This is a genomic window from Paraburkholderia sp. Clong3 (assembly GCF_050436485.1).
GTDB classification, from domain to species: domain Bacteria; phylum Pseudomonadota; class Gammaproteobacteria; order Burkholderiales; family Burkholderiaceae; genus Paraburkholderia; species Paraburkholderia tuberum.
In genome coordinates this window covers 683,735-699,000 of sequence record NZ_JBNDMH010000001.1, presented here as the reverse complement: position 1 = coordinate 699,000, position 15,266 = coordinate 683,735, and the positions used below count along the sequence as shown (strand labels likewise).

Sequence of the window (15,266 nt, the reverse complement as noted above, 5' to 3'; positions counted from 1 at the left end):
GCGAAACGTGAAGCGCGCCCGGACCGATCTTTGCTGCGCGCTTCTCGGGAGCGATTGCACGAACAAAATGCCGTCCGAATCCGTCGCACAACCAAAGCGAAAATCATGAACATTCCCATGCAGGTCGTGTCCTTCCTCAGCTCGCGAGGTCTGAAGCTCGCGACCGCCGAATCCTGCACCGGCGGCCAGATCGCGTCGTATCTGGCGAGCGTGCCGGGTAGCGGCGCGTGTCTCGATGTCGGCTTCGTCAGCTACTCGCCATCGGCAAAGCACGATGAAGCAATACGGGCTTACCAGCGAAGCGGTCGCGCGCGAAATGGCCGAGGGCGCGCTGCGCCAGGAAGGCTGCTGCGCGGACATCGCGGTATCGAACACGGGGCTCGCCGATAGCTGCGCGCATGGCGGCTCCGATGACGATCCGCCACCAGGCACGCAATGCTTCGCGTGGTCGTTCCGACGGCTCGGCAATGAGTTCACCACCTTCGCCGAGACGCGGCGCTTTTCGGGCGACCGCAACGACGTGCGGTCGGCCGCCGCGCTGTATGCGCTGTCGCGCGTCGAGCATTACTTCGATCAACTCCAGCGCGTCGAGCGGGACCACCGATGAGAGACCGCGACGCGCCACCAACGCGCATGGCCGGTGGCACCGACGCCATCGTCGGCGTCGGTGTAAAGGGGCGGCGCTCGCTTATCCGGCGCGCGGCCGCGTGGCGCGCTTCGGCGGTTCCATGTCATCGTCCGACATTTCCTGCAGTTGCTCTTCGGGCGCGATGCGCGAGCCGCGCTCGCGCTCCGCGGACTGATCGGTCGGCTCCTGCGGCACGGCAGCGTCGTCGGCCGCGCCTTCCGCCTCGATCTGCCGGCGCGCTTCTTCCCAATGGTCGTCGGCTCTCCCTTCCGGCGACGGATCGTTTTCCCAGATCTGGTACGCCCGCGTGCGAATGCGGGCTTCGAGTTCCTTGTCCATAAGTGCTTCTCCGTGAACGTGAGCGATGCCGCGGTACGGCGCCACATGCACCGTGCCCGAATGACGGCGAGCCACAGGCTAGCAAGCGTTGTTCCGCGCGGCGCGCGTTCGTTCGATGTCACGCCGCTATTCGACGAGCCAATCAAATCAGCGCGCCGCCGGACTGGTGCTCGAGGAAGGCGACGTCGACGACGTCAGAACGAAAACGGCGGGCGTACAGATCCACCGCGTGCCGGTCGTGAACCAGGGCAAGCGTTTGAAGGGGATCGTGTCGCCAGGCGATATCGCGGCGGGCCGCGCGCTCACGCCTCGGGACAGGCAAGGTCGGCCGCGACGATTCGCGCACCGTACTCCTCGGCGGCGAGCCGCGCTTCCTCGATACTGTTGAACGGACCGACTTCGGGCGCGCCATCGAACGGGAACAGACGGCGGCCATCCACTTTACGGCTCACCAGCAGATCGGCATAGAATCGCCCATCGGCGCTGCGGCGCGCGGTGACGTAGATGGAAAAGTCGTCGCGCGAGGCGACCCCTGCCGCCAGATACTGCGTCAGTTTCAGCTTTCTCCTTGACATGGCTCTCCCCTGCTGCATCAGGCGATCCTGTTGTACCCTCCTGAAATCGATGTTAATGGACATGTAACAGGGAGCGGACGTCCGTAAGTGTCGACTTATAGACAAGACTGTCGCAGCGACGTTTTAAACGAATCAGTGCGAGCGCCGCGCGCAAATTCAAGGCTCCCATCAGGTCTTGTCGCCGACCGCGCGACTGCCCGCCTGATCCAGCCTGGCTTGCAGCGTTTGCTTGCGCGCCGCGATCTTTTCACCGAGCGCGGCGAGATCGCAGCCGGTGCGCCGCAATGCCGGAAAGAGTTCGCCTTCCTCTTCCTCGACGTGATGCCGCACGAGCTCGGACATGACCTTGAACGTCGCGTCGAAGCCTTTGTCGCCCGGCTTCAGCGTCGGCTTCATCGACATCGAGCTTGTCGTCGTCGGGCAGCGCCTGTTGCGCGGCCGGATACAACAGATCTTCCTCGATGATTGTATGCGTCGTCAGCTCTTCGCACGCGCGCTGCGCCAGCGAGTTTTTCCACGGCGCGGTGATCGGCCTCGGTCATGCCCACTCGGGCGCATCGCTCGACGACGGCCGCAAGGTCGATGCCGGGGACTCGTTGCGCAAGGCGCTGCGTGCGCTGCGCGAGCGCGAAATGTTCAGCCTGGAGCTTGGCCAATTTCGCCAGGACAGGAGACACCGCGGCGCAACAGCGCGAGGAGGACAACGCGCGGCGCGCGGGGCCACGCGGCCGAACTCCTGCATTCCATGCTGCTGGAAATATAAGTCCAATGCGAGATAATGGGTGTCTGGCCCAGCAGGAAATGGGCTCGTTGCCCTATAAAAATCCACCGCTGGACTATCCTTTTCCAAGAAGGGACGCGCAGCCATGTCAAAAAAGCGAGGGCAGTCTCTGCCTAGCCAGGCACACTATCCGATCGTCGGTATCGGCGCATCGGCGGGAGGGCTCAACGCGCTGACGGAATTCTTCGAGGCGCTGCCCGCGCACACGTCGATGGCCTTCGTAGTGGTCGTTCACCTGTCGCCGGATCACGAAAGCAATCTGGCCTCGCTGCTGCAGAAAGTCACCAGCATGCCGGTGCAGCAGGTCACGGGCCCCACGCCAATCGAATCGGATCACGTTTATCTGGTCGCGCCCTCGTTCGAGATGATCATGGTCGACGGCTACCTGCGCGTCACGCAGAAGCAGTCCGAGGAAGGACGCCGGGCGAGCATCGATCTGTTCTTCCGCACGCTCGCGGAGGCGCACCGCGAACGCGCGATCGGCATCGTGATGTCGGGCGCGGGCTCGGACGGCTCGGTCGGCCTGTCGCGTATCAAGGAAATGGGCGGCATTACGCTCGTGCAGGACCCTTCCGAGGCCGAATACGACAGCATGCCGCGCAGCGCGATCGCGACCGGCATGGCCGACTTCGTGATGACCGCGGCCGAGATGCCGCAACGGCTGATGGATCTGTGGTCCACCGCGCGGGAAATCCATTTGCCGGCCGCGCAGGCGGAAGAGCCCGACGAAGACACGGTCAACGAGTCGGCGGAACGCGCGTTGCGCGAGATCATGGTGATCCTGCGCACCCGCACCGCGCACGACTTCCGCCATTACAAGCGGGCTACGGTCCTGCGCCGCATCGAACGCCGGCTACAGGTCAACGGCATCACCGAGCTGCAGGCGTATCGCGACTATTTGCATCTGCATCCCGAAGAAACCCAGGCGCTGCTGCAGGACATGCTGATCAGCGTCACCAATTTCTTCCGTGACAAGGAAGCGTTCGACGTGCTCGAGCGGGAGGTGTTGCCGCCCCTGTTCGAACAGCGCGGCGAGCAGGGCCGTATCCGCGTTTGGTCGGTGGGCTGCGCGACCGGCGAGGAAGCGTATTCGCTGGCCATGCTGATGCAGGAGCGCTCGATAAAATCACACGAGGGCGTGTCGTTTCAGGTATTCGCGACCGACATCGACGAGCGCGCCATTTCGTTCGCACGCACCGGTCTGTACCCGGACTCGGTCTTCGCCGACCTGACGCCGGCACGCATCCGCCAGTTCTTCACGAAGGACGCCGCGCACTTCCGGATCAAGAAGGAACTGCGCGAACGCATGCTGTTCGCGCACCATAACGTGCTGAGCGATCCGCCGTTCTCGCGGCTCGACATGATCTGCTGCCGCAACCTGCTGATCTACCTCGACCGCGAAGCGCAGATGGAAATTCTGCGGATGTTCCACTTCGCGCTGCGGCCCGGCGGCGTGCTGTTTCTCGGCAGCTCGGAATCGGCCGACAGCGTGAGCTCGATGTTCACCGTGGTCGACAAGCGCAACCGCATCTATCGCGCGAACCTGGCCGGGCGCGGCGACACGCCGGTGCCGATCGCGATGTCGGGCACGATGAGATCGCGGCCCGTGGTGACCACGGTGCAGCCGACAGGGCGCCGGCGCTTCTCGTTCGGCGATCTGCATCAGCGGCTCGTCGAGCAATATGCGCCGCCCAGCGTGCTGGTGAGCCGCGAATCCGAAATCGTTCATCTGTCCGATCGCGCCGGGCGTTTTCTGCAATATTCCGGCGGCGAGCCGTCGCATCACATCGTGGCCGCCGTGCGCCCGGAACTGCGGCTCGAACTGCGCACCGCGATCTATCAGGCCTTGCACACGAACCGCAGTGTCGAAGCGCGCCGTGTACACATCGAACGCGATGGCCGTTCGTACTTCGTCAACATGACCGCGCGGCCGGTGCACGATCCGGAAGCGAACGCGGACTTCGTGCTGGTGCTGTTCGACGAGGTCGAGGACAGCATGGCCAACGCGGAAACGGCCTCGGCCGACGTGCAGAAAGACCCGATCGTCAGCCAGCTCGAACGCGAGCTGCAACGCACGAAGGAACAGTTGCAGTCCACGATCGAGCAGTCGGAAACCTCGACCGAGGAGCTGAAGGCGTCGAACGAGGAATTGCAGGCGATCAACGAGGAACTGCGCTCGGCGACCGAGGAACTCGAAACCAGCAAGGAAGAGCTGCAATCGATCAACGAGGAGCTGACCACGGTCAACGCGGAACTGAAGTCGAAGGTCGAGGAAACCGGCAAGATCAACGACGACTTGCACAACCTGATCGCCGCGAACGACATCGGCACGATCTTCGTCGACCGCAACTTCTGCATCAAGCGCTACACGCCGCGCGCAACCGACGTCTTCAGCATCATTCCATCGGACATCGGCCGCTCGCTGCTCGACATCACGCACCGGCTCGAATACGACAGGCTCGCCGACGACGCGGCCGAAGCGTTCGACTCGCTGCGCCTGATCGAACGCGAGCTGAAGAGTAACGACGGGCGCTGGTATCTTGCCCGCTTCGTGCCCTACCGCACGACGGAAGACCGCATCGACGGCGCGGTGCTGTCGTTCATCGACATCACCGATCGCCGTCAGGCGGAAGACCGGCTGCGCGAAGGCGAGCGGCGCATGCGCATCGTCGCGGAGGGCACCAAGGACTACGCGATCATCACGTTCGACGATAACGGCGTGATCACTAGCTGGAACGCGGGCGCGGAACGGATTTTCGGCTATTCGGAAGCCGAAATGATCGGCCGGTCCGCCGACATCCTGTACACCGACGAGGACCGCGCCGGCAACGTCGCGCAACGCGAGTTCGCCGAAGCGCGTCTGAACGGCCGCGCCGAAGAGGAGTGCTGGCATCTGCGCAAGGACGGCACGCGCTTTTTCGCGAGCGGCGTGCTGTCCCGTCTCGACGAACCGGGCATCAGCGGCTTTGCGAAGATCACGCGCGATCTCGGCGAATATGTGCACGAACCGACCTCGGGACGCGGCACCCATGTCGAAACGCTGCGCGCGGCGAGCGAGCGCGACGCGCAGCGGCGCCGCGACGAATTTCTCGCGGTCGTGTCGCACGAGCTCAAGCATCCGCTGAACCTGATTTCGGCCAGTGCCGAGCTGATCGCGCGCGCGCCGGAAGCGCGGCAGAACCTGAACGTGTCGCGCGCGACCGATACGATCCGCCGCACCGTGATGGGCCAGGCGCAAATCATCGACGATCTGCTCGACATTTCGCGCGTGCGCACGGGCAAGCTGTCGGTCGTGCGCACCGTAGTGGACATGCGCGAGATCGTGCAGCGCGTGTGCAACGCGGTGCAGGACGATGCCGCGCAACGCGGCATCACGCTCAGCGTCGAGATGACCGATGCGCCCGTGATCGTTCACGCCGACCTCACGCGGATCGAGCAGATCGTGTGGAATCTGATCAGCAATGCGCTGAAGTTCACGCAGCGCGGTTCGATCCATGTGTCGTTGCAGGTCAACGATCACGCCGAGGCCGTGCTGCGCGTCAGCGATACCGGCATCGGCATCGAGGCGTCGCTGCTGCCGCATATCTTCGAGATGTTCCAGCAGAGCCGCGATCCGGGCTCGCGCCGCGGGGGCCTCGGCATCGGCCTCGCGCTGGTGCGTGATCTGGTCAACCTGCACGGCGGCGCGGTGCGTGCGGAGTCGGACGGCGTCGGCCGCGGCGCGACTTTCACGGTGACCCTGCCCACCCACCGGCTCGCCACCCGCACGAGCGCGGGTATCGACGTCACCGCCGAGCCGTTGAAAGGCACGCGCATTCTGATGGTCGACGACGACGCCGCGACCGTCGAAACCTTCAAGCTGCTGCTGGAAAGCGAGGGCGCCGAAGTGCGGACCGCGACGAGCGGCGAGGAAGCGCTGACGATCATCAACGGCAACGCGCCCGATATCATCCTGTCCGACATCGGCATGCCGGGCATGGACGGTATGGAGTTCATCGGCAAGCTGCGCGGTATGCCGGCGATGAAGTCCGTGATCTGTATCGCGGTCAGCGGCTTCGGCCAGCAGGCGGACGTCAGCGCGGCCGAAGACGCGGGCTTCGACGCGCACCTGAAAAAGCCGGTGGTTCTCGAAGACCTGATGAGTATTTTCGCGCGGCTGCGCGGCTGAACTGGCAGCTTGACGGGGCGCAACGGGTCTATCCGTTGCTTTGCGACGACGACGCGTTGCGCGACGCGACCCTCGCGACGGCCGCGTTGACCTCGATCGGTGGCTGCCTGTCGCCGAACGGCGGTTCCACGACGAAGCGATCTATCACGCCCGGCTCGAACACCAGGCAGCAGGTCGATCCGCCGTACTGGAAAAACCCCAACTCATCGCCCTTTCTGACGCGCTGACCAGGCAACGCCTCGATCCTGCACGACGACACGTCCGCCATGCCAACGAACACGCACGCCACCTGCCCCACCGCCGGATCGTCGCACTCGATCACGATCACCGCGCGCGTGCGTGGCGCCGTGCGCGCACGTTCGCGCGCTTTGGCGACCAGCATGGTCCGGTAGTGCGCGAGCTGCGCTTCCTCGCGCGGCAGCCATCCTCCAAGCCGCCGCCGTTGCGTGCGCGGGCTCGCCACTTCGTCGTTCGTCATGCTTCGCCCTTCTGAAGTGAGTGGCGGATCATTTGGCGCGCGGAGTGCCGAGGCAATCGTCCGGTTCCTTGCGCCCGCCGCGCGAATGTGGTCGGGCGGTTTTACAGGGGGGCTCATAGCTGAAGTGGCAAGCGGGTAGCAGAACCGCAATGGGAGCAAGTGCTATTCCCGCACCGACCCTCCGCGCACCGCGCCGGCGGAATGTAGCTTGCTAATCGCCGGTATGGAATCGAACCAGCGCTTGCTCGTCATCTCACCGCATCTCGACGATGCGGTCCTCAGCTGCGGACTTCTGATCGCCGCGCATCCCGGCACGGTCGTCTGCACGGTTTTCACCGCGCCGCCCGCCTGGAACATGACGACCGATTGGGACCGCGCGGCCGGTTTCGCCGACGCGCTCGAAGCGATGCGCGCACGTCAGGCGGAAGACCGGGAGGCGCTGGGGTTGTTGTCGGCGATTCCCGTGCATCTGCTGTTCCGCGACGCGCAATACCATGCGTCGCCCGGTGCGGATGAGCTGTTCACCGCGTTGAGCCAGACTGTTTCTCACGCAAAACCGACGCGCGTCGTGATGCCGTTGGGCCTGTTCCATTCGGATCACGTTCTCGTGTCCAATGCCTGTCTCGCACTGATGCAGCGTCAGCCAGCCACTCCGTTCATCGCCTATGAAGATGTGCCCTACCGGCGCATGTCCGGCGTCGTGCAAGCGCGCCTGTCCGACCTCGCGAAACGCGGCTATGCCGCCAACACGCCGCATGCGTTGAACGTGCCCGGCACCACGCAACACGAGCGCATGAAGCGCGCGGCACTCGACGCCTATCGCAGCCAATTGCGCGCATTCGGTCCCGAAGGACAGGCAAGCCTTTTTTCGTCCGAACGCTATTGGCAGCTTGGCCGCGACGAATCGTGTCGATCTACGCAAAACGCGTGACGCACGGCACGAGGTTTGCTTCGTCGTCGCAGTCCAACCGTCGAAGCGATTGCACAGCATGCAAACCAAAGCCCCCCACCCGCGCATTTCGGTCGTCGTTCTCACGTATAACCGTGCGGGCGAATTGCTCACCACCCTGGAACGTCTGCTCGCGTTACCCGAAAACCCGCCGATCATCGTCGCCGACAACGGTTCCACCGACAACACGGTCGCACTCGTCGAAGCGCGCTATCCGAGCGTTCGCGTCGTCGAATGCAACGGCAATCTCGGCGCGGCGGGCCGCAACCACGCGGTCGCGTGCGTCGAGACCGACTATGTCGCGTTCTGCGATGACGACACCTGGTGGGGCCCGGGCTCGCTCGAACGCGCGGTGCAATTGCTCGATGCATGGCCGCGCGTCGGCGTGCTGAATGCGCGCGTCGCGGTCGGCGCGGACAACACGACGGATCCGACCTGTGCGTTGATGCGCGCAAGCCCGCTCGGCCGTGTCGGTCTGCCGGGGCCCTCCTTGATCGGCTTGATGGCGGGCGCGTGCGTGTTTCGCGCGGCGCTGTATCGCGAGATCGGCGGCTATGAGCCGCGTCTTTTCATCGGCGGTGAGGAAACACTCGTTTCGCTCGACGTGCTCGCGTCGGGACATGCGATCGTCTACTGCGAGCAGTTGACGCTCCATCACCATCCGTCGCCGGTGCGCGACAGCGCGTTGCGCCGTCGCATGCTCGCGCGCAACGCCGCGTGGGTCGCGTGGCTGCGTCTGCCGTTGGGCGAAGCGTTGAGCGCGACTCTGCGCGCCCTCGACGTATTCGCGCGGGAAGGCACGCTGATGCGCGACGGCACCGAATTACTGGCCGGGCTGGCGTGGACCGTGCGAGAACGCCGGGTGGTCCCCCGGTCGATCCTCGCGATGCGCGACCGCGTGCGCGCGGCCGAGCGCAATCTCGACGCGTCCGCAACGACGACTGTTGGTGGCAAGTTCGACGCGCCGATCTGAGACCTCGCCCAGACCTGAATCGCGCGCATCATGATCGCGGCAACGCCGTGTCCGTGCGCGACGGCGCCTGCGCGAGCCGCCGGATCGCGGCGATCAGTTCTGCGGGCGCCACGGGCTTGTGCAAGTGCGCGTCGAAACCCACGGTGCGCGCACGCTGTTCGTCGAGTGCGTCCGTGTAGCCGGTCAGCGCGATCGCGGGCAGTGGCCCGCCGCGTATCGACGGGCGGCCGCCTTCCAGTGCGCGCAAACGGCTCAGCACGTCATGGCCATCTTCGCCGGCCAGCATCAGATCGCAGAGCAGCACGTGCGGCCATTGCAGCGGGTCCGTCGCGCGCAGCCAGTCCAGCGCTTCGGTGCCCGCTGCACATAGCCGTACGCGTGCGCCGCTCGTGCTCAGCACCGCTTCGAGCGCGTCGCGCGCTTCTTCCTGGTCGTCGATCGCGAGCACGAAGAGGCCATCGAGCGGAGCGGGCTCCGCCGAATCGGACGCCGTGGGCGCCGACGCCAGTGGCGGTTGCGCATCCGCGACCGGCCGCAGCGGCAGCATCGCCACATAGGCGAGCCGCCCGTTCAGCGGCGTCAGCGTGAAGCTGCCGCCCGCGGCCGCCAGCGCGCTTTCTATCTGCCGCGCCGTCGCCTGCGATAGCTCGGCCGGCTTGTCGCCCATGCCGAGCACGCTGAACCACACATGATTGCCGTGCCGCTGCGCGCGCAACGCGATGCGCTGCCCCGGGCTCGCCTGCGCGATCTCATTGCGGCACAACTCGGCGATCAACGGTTGCAGCACGCTCGGATCGCCGGTCAACCGCAGTTCGTGGTCGGACGGCTCCGCGTAGACGACGACGCGCCGCTCGGCGATCTCGTCGTGCAATGCATCGATCACACCCGCCGTCAATGCGCTGACGCTGACCGATCGCGCGGTCAGCCGGCGCTGCGCGTGTTCGAGTTCGCCCTGCTGCCATTGCAGCGACCACATTTTCGCGTACACGCCCTCGCGCGCGAGCAGTTCCCGATGCGTGCCCTGCTCGACCACCTGGCCGTGCTCCATCACCAGAATCCAGTCCGCGTCGACGACGGTAGAAAGTCGATGCGCGATCACGATCGACGTGCGGCCTTGCGCGAGGCGCGTCAGCTCGGTCTGGATCGCGCGCTCGGAGCGCGTGTCGAGCGCCGAGGTCGCCTCGTCGAACACGATGATGCGCGGGTCCTTCAGAATCGCGCGCGCAATCGCGATGCGCTGCCGCTCGCCGCCCGATAGCCGCACGCCCCGCTCGCCGACGCGCGTGTCGTAGTGGTCGGGCAAGCGCTCGATGAACTCGTCGAGCTGCGCGGCCCGCGCCGCCCGCACGACGTCCGCGCGCGTCGCCGACGGACGTCCATAGGCAATGTTGTAGGCGATCGTTTCATTGAACAGCACGGTGTCCTGCGGCACGATGCCGATGGCCTCGCGCAGACTGCGCTGCGTGAGCATGCTGATGTCCTGCCCGTCGATGCGGATCATGCCGCGCTCGGGCCGATAGAGGCGAAACAGCAGCTTCACGAGCGTCGATTTGCCCGAGCCGCTGCCGCCGACCACCGCGAGCGTCTTGCCCGGATACGCGTGAAAGTCGACATCGCGCAGCACCCGACGCGCCGTGTCGTAGCCGAAATCGACATGTTCGAACTCGATCAGCCCCGCGCCGACCTTCAGCGGCTGCGCGTCGCGCGCATCGATATCCTCGCCGACGCGGCCGCGCGCCGCCAGAATCACGAACATGCGCTCGACGTTGACGAGCGCGTCGTTGGTCTCGCGAAACACGAAGCCGAGCGTATTCAGCGGCATGCAGATCTGGATCAGGTAGGCGTTCACCAGAATCAGATCGCCGACGCTCATGCTGCCGGCCACCACGTGCTGCGCGGCGAGCAGCATGACCGCCGCTACCCCGAGCGCGATCACCGCGCTCTGTCCCACGTGCAATGCGGTCAACGCGTTCTGGTTAGCGATGCGCGCGTGCACCCACTTCTCCAGCACGTTGCCGAGCCGTTGCGTCTCGCTCTCTTCGGTCGCGAAGTATTTGACCGTGTCGTAGTTCAGCAGACTGTCGACGAGCCGCCCGTCCGATTGCGCTTCGAGCAGATTGACCGCGCGCTGGAATGCGACGCGCCGCCGCGTGAACACGAACGTGTAGCCCGCATACAGCACGAAGGTCACGACGATCACGAGCATGAATTCGCGCGCGTAGCTATGCACCATGATCGCGACGATCACCGCGATCTCGAAGAAGGTCGGCACGATCGTAAACAGCGCGGTGCCGAGCAGAAAGCCGATGCCGTCGGCGCCTTTCTGCACGTCGCGCACGATCGCGCCAGTCTCGCGCCGCGCATGAAAGCGCGCGCTCAACCGATGCAGATGCGCGAAGGTCCGCTCGGTCAGCGCCGCGACCGTGCGTTGCACGACGATGCTGAACACGACGTCGCGCGCCTCGTTCAGCGCGTCGCCGAAAAATCGTAGCAGCGCATAGGCGAGCACGAGGAACACTGGAAACGCCACATGCGCGAGCGGATGGCTCAGTTCGTCGACGATGTGTTTCAGCGTGAGCGGCATCAGCACGGTCGCGAGCCGCGCGGCGATCATCAGCGCGAGCGCCCCGCTGGTCTGCCAGCGATAACGCCATACCGCATGCGCGAGATCGCCGACGATTCGGCGCGTCAGTTCGGAGCGAGGCGGCGGGGCGGAATTCGGCATGAGGTCGTGGTGGCGGCACCCGGAAGAAACGTCGCACAAGTGTGGCGTCGCGCAAGCGGCGCGCCCGGGCGCAAGCAAAAAAGGCGCTGGCTCCAGCCCTTTTCCGCGCACTTCTTACTTATTAATTGGGCGGGGTCCTTCGCCCATCCTAGTACCGGCACGGCGCGAGCGGTTCGAAGTTACATGACCGTATGTAGAAACAGGGGACGCCACAGCGCTTCTCTACCCACGAAAAAGGGCACGCTACAGCGCTTCGTACGGTTCCGCGCGACGTTTGCGTCGTTTGTCCGCACCGCAGGATGCGAATGGCACACCGCATGCTGTGCGCCGCTTACGAAAGTCAACATCAATAGCCGCGCATCGCAGGAAGGAATGCCAATGAAGATCGCCCTGATCAGCGAACACGCGTCGCCACTTGCTGTCGCCGGTGGCGTCGACAGCGGCGGACAGAACATCTACGTCGCGAACGTCGCGCGTCAACTGGTGGAAATGGGCCATCAGGTCGACGTGTTTACGCGCCGCGATCGCGCACTGCTGCCCGAGCGCGTCGACATGGACGGCGTGCGCGTGATTCATGTGCCCGCGGGACCGCCGCGGCAATTGCCAAAGGAACGACTGCTGCCGTTCATGGACGAGTTCGCCGCGTTTCTGAGCGCGTTCTTTCGCCGCGAACCGCAGTCCTACGACGTGATGCACGCGAACTTCTTCATGTCCGGCCTCGCCGCGCTGCAAGTGAAGGCTGCGCTCGGCGTGCCGCTGGTCACGACCTTTCACGCGCTCGGCCGCGTGCGGCGTATCCATCAGGGAACGGATGACGGCTTCCCCGACGAGCGCTTCGCGATCGAAGACGAACTGGTCGCAGGCTCGGACGTGCTCGTCGCCGAATGTCCGCAGGACCAAGCCGATCTGCTCGAACACTATCGCGCCGATCCAGCGCGCATCCAGATCGTGCCGTGCGGTTTCGATGCCGAGGAGTTCCGGCCCGTCGAGCGCGAAGCCGCCCGCGATGCGCTCGGCTGGCGCCAGCACGACTTCATCGTGCTGCAACTGGGCCGGCTCGTGCAGCGCAAAGGCATCGACAACGTGGTGCGCGGCGTCGGCGTGCTGAAGCACACGTTTAACGCGGCGGCGCGGCTGTACGTAGTCGGCGGCAATTCGGACGCGCCCAACGAAATCGCGACGCCGGAGATCGCGCGCCTGCGCGAGATCGCACGCGAGTGCGGCGTCGCGGAGCAGACGAGCTTCGTCGGCCGGCGTGGTCGCACGCGGCTGCGCTACTTCTACAGCGCCGCCGACGTGTTTGTGACGACGCCCTGGTACGAGCCGTTCGGCATCACGCCGATCGAGGCGATGGCCTGCGCGACGCCGGTGATCGGCGCCGATGTCGGCGGCATCCGCTCTTCGATCCTCGATGGCGTGACCGGCTTTCTCGTGCCGCCGCGCGATCCGCACGCGCTCGCCGCGCGTCTCGACCGCTTGCGGCGCGACCCCGCGCTCGCGCGCCGGATGGGCGAAGCGGGCCTCGACCGGGCGCGGACCGGCTTCACCTGGCGCGGCGTCAGCGATGCGCTCGCGCAAATCTATGCACGCGCGGCAAGGCTCGCACCGACCCAAACATCGCTCGACACCGCGCCCGAGCCGGCGCAGCTACCGCTGCGAGCAGCAGCCGGAGCGTCGTCCCGTTGACGACGGCGCACGCCGCGCGAACCCGCACGGTGTGCGCATTTGGAACACGCCGCGGCCGGTCCAGCGGCTGCGGCGCGCCTTTTTCCAACTTTTGACCGAAGCTCGCGCATACCACGAACCATCATGACGCTACCCGCTGTGTTCATCGACAAGGACGGCACGCTGCTCGAAGACGTGCCCTACAACGCCGATCCCGCGCTGATGCGTTTCGCGCCGGGCGCGCGCGAGGCGCTCGCGCTGCTCGCCGCGTACCCGTACGCGCTGTTCGTGATCAGCAATCAGTCCGGCATCGCGCTCGGCAAGTTCGAAGACGGAGCGCTATTCGACGTCGAACGCCGGCTGCGGCAGATGTTCGCCGAGTGCGGCGCCACGCTCGCCGGCGCGTACTGGTGTCCGCATCATCCCGAGGGCAGCGTCGCGCGTTACGCGATCGTCTGCGACTGCCGCAAGCCCGCGCCCGGCATGCTGCTGCGCGCGGCCGAAGAGCATGAGCTCGATCTCGCCAACAGCTGGTTCATCGGCGACATTCTCGACGACGTCGAAGCGGGCAATCGCGCCGGCTGCCGCACGATCCTGCTCGACAACGGCCACGAGACCGAATGGCGAACCGGCCCGCAGCGCACGCCGAGCGCGCGCGCCGCCGGTCTCCACGAGGCTGCGCAACGCGTCGTATTGCACGGCCTGCCGCCGGACACCGCGGCGCGCCGCAAGGAGGCGCCACGGTGAACGCACCTCTGCCACTTGCGCCGCCCAAGCTGGCTCACGCGCGCGCCCCCGATACGTCGCAGCCGGTGTGCTGGGGCGGCGAGGTCAAACGGATTCTGTGCGTGCGCCTCGACAATCTCGGCGACGTGCTGATGACCACGCCCGCGCTGCACGCGCTGCGCGAGTCCGCCGAAGACCGCCATATCACGCTGCTCGCGTCGCGCAGCGGCGTCGCGCTCGCGCCGTTTCTCGACGACGTCGACGATGTGATCGAATACGACGCGCCGTGGGTCGCGCCCGCGTCGACCGTGACGCGCGATCTGCTCGACGATCACCGCATGCAGCAGCGGCTGCGGCGCGGCGGCTTCGACGCGGCGGTGATTTTCACCGTCTATAGCCAGAGCCCGTTGCCGGCCGCGATGCTGTGCTATCTCGCGGGGATTCCGCGCCGCCTCGCGCATTGCCGTGAAAATCCGTACGCGCTGTTGACCGACTGGCTGCGCGAGCCGGAGCCGCAGCAGCGCACACGGCACGAGGTGCAACGCCAGCTCGATCTGGTGCATCACGTCGGCGCGCAGACGGGCGACACCGGCATGCGCTTTCGCGTGCCGCCGGCCGCGCGCCAGTCGCTCGACGCGAAACTGAGGACGCTCGGCATCTGCCGCCACACCGAGTGCATCGTGCTGCATCCAGGTGCGACCGCTGCGTCGCGCCGCTATCCGCCCGAGCGCTTCGGCGAGGTCGCCACGCAGCTCGCGCGCGAAACCGGCGCCTCGGTGCTCGTGACCGGCGGCGCGAGCGAGCGAGCGCTCGTCGAGACCGTGATGCGCACGGCCGCGCCCGGCGCGCGCGCGCAGCTGTACGACCTGAGCGGTGCGCTGACGCTCGCCGAACTCGCCGCGCTGCTCGAACGCGCGAGCGTGCTCGTGTCCAACAACAGCGGCCCCGTGCATGTCGCGTCCGCGCTCGGCACGCCGGTCGTCGATCTTTACGCGCTGACCAACCCGCAGCACACGCCGTGGCAAACACCGCAACGCGTGCTGTATCGCGACGTCGAATGCCGCTGGTGCTATCGCAGCGTGTGTCCGCACGGGCATCACGCCTGCCTGCTCGGCGTTCCGACCGACGAGGTCGTGCACGCGGCACTCGAATTGCGGCAAGCGCATGCGCATGCGCCACGTCGTGGTGTATCGGAGCGCGCCGGTCGCGCCGATACAACGAGCACGCCGTCGCTGATCGATCAGCCAAGCGTCCCCTGA

Annotated in this window: 10 protein-coding genes and 3 pseudogenes; 8 read left to right on the top strand and 5 right to left on the bottom strand. The window is 66.1% G+C overall.

Annotated elements, in window-relative coordinates; all coding sequences use genetic code 11:
* Positions 1-105 precede the first annotated feature (105 nt).
* A pseudogene (locus OKW30_RS03345) lies at positions 106-607 on the top strand (CinA family protein).
* Positions 608-688: 81 nt separating this feature from the next.
* Here OKW30_RS03345 and OKW30_RS03340 read toward each other — a convergent pair.
* The 3 genes and pseudogenes from OKW30_RS03340 to OKW30_RS03330 form a co-directional block, all read right to left on the bottom strand.
* A complete protein-coding gene (locus OKW30_RS03340; RefSeq protein WP_187618538.1) occupies positions 689-967 on the bottom strand; it encodes a DUF2934 domain-containing protein in 279 nt (92 codons plus the stop codon).
* 302 nt (positions 968-1,269) lie between these two features.
* On the bottom strand, positions 1,270-1,542 hold the full coding sequence (locus OKW30_RS03335; RefSeq protein ID WP_184068463.1) for a DUF6723 family protein: 273 nt from the start codon (positions 1,540-1,542) through the stop codon (positions 1,270-1,272).
* 168 nt (positions 1,543-1,710) lie between these two features.
* A pseudogene (locus tag OKW30_RS03330) lies at positions 1,711-2,056 on the bottom strand (hemerythrin domain-containing protein); the annotation flags it as partial.
* On the opposite strand from OKW30_RS03330, the gene OKW30_RS03325 reads away from it, so the two are divergent.
* Together OKW30_RS03325 and OKW30_RS03320 are read left to right on the top strand one after the other, a co-directional pair.
* A complete protein-coding gene (locus tag OKW30_RS03325; RefSeq protein WP_429346106.1) occupies positions 1,950-2,321 on the top strand; it encodes a hypothetical protein in 372 nt (123 codons plus the stop codon). The pseudogene OKW30_RS03330 and the gene OKW30_RS03325 sit on opposite strands and share 107 nt — an antisense overlap.
* Positions 2,322-2,408: 87 nt before the next feature.
* A complete protein-coding gene (locus tag OKW30_RS03320; RefSeq protein ID WP_429345952.1) occupies positions 2,409-6,491 on the top strand; it encodes a CheR family methyltransferase in 4,083 nt (1,360 codons plus the stop codon).
* Between the two features lie 28 nt (positions 6,492-6,519).
* Here the strand turns inward: OKW30_RS03320 and OKW30_RS03315 are convergent.
* Positions 6,520-6,840 (bottom strand): annotated as a pseudogene (locus tag OKW30_RS03315) (phosphatidylserine decarboxylase); the annotation flags it as partial.
* Positions 6,841-7,192: 352 nt separating this feature from the next.
* Here OKW30_RS03315 and OKW30_RS03310 point away from each other — a divergent pair.
* Positions 7,193-7,900: a PIG-L deacetylase family protein gene (locus OKW30_RS03310; RefSeq protein ID WP_429346098.1), complete on the top strand. Its 708-nt coding sequence runs from the start codon at positions 7,193-7,195 to the stop codon at positions 7,898-7,900.
* 58 nt (positions 7,901-7,958) lie between these two features.
* On the top strand, positions 7,959-8,891 hold the full coding sequence (locus OKW30_RS03305; protein WP_187630622.1) for a glycosyltransferase family 2 protein: 933 nt from the start codon (positions 7,959-7,961) through the stop codon (positions 8,889-8,891).
* Positions 8,892-8,919: 28 nt separating this feature from the next.
* Here the strand turns inward: OKW30_RS03305 and OKW30_RS03300 are convergent, their stop codons facing one another.
* The gene (locus OKW30_RS03300) at positions 8,920-11,616 is read right to left on the bottom strand and encodes an ATP-binding cassette domain-containing protein (RefSeq protein ID WP_429345951.1); all 2,697 of its coding nucleotides are present in this window, start codon (positions 11,614-11,616) and stop codon (positions 8,920-8,922) included.
* A 378-nt stretch (positions 11,617-11,994) separates the two neighbouring features.
* On the opposite strand from OKW30_RS03300, the gene OKW30_RS03295 reads away from it, so the two are divergent.
* From OKW30_RS03295 to waaF, 3 genes are all read left to right on the top strand, one after another.
* Positions 11,995-13,302, top strand: a complete 1,308-nt coding sequence (locus OKW30_RS03295; protein ID WP_429345950.1) for a glycosyltransferase family 4 protein — start codon at positions 11,995-11,997, stop codon at positions 13,300-13,302.
* 123 nt (positions 13,303-13,425) lie between these two features.
* Positions 13,426-14,028 (top strand): D-glycero-alpha-D-manno-heptose-1,7-bisphosphate 7-phosphatase, encoded by a 603-nt coding sequence (locus tag OKW30_RS03290; protein ID WP_429345949.1) that lies wholly within the window; start codon positions 13,426-13,428, stop codon positions 14,026-14,028.
* Entirely contained in the window at positions 14,025-15,266 is a 1,242-nt protein-coding gene (gene waaF, locus OKW30_RS03285; protein WP_429345948.1) for a lipopolysaccharide heptosyltransferase II, read from the top strand. The genes OKW30_RS03290 and waaF overlap by 4 nt, the downstream gene beginning before the upstream one ends.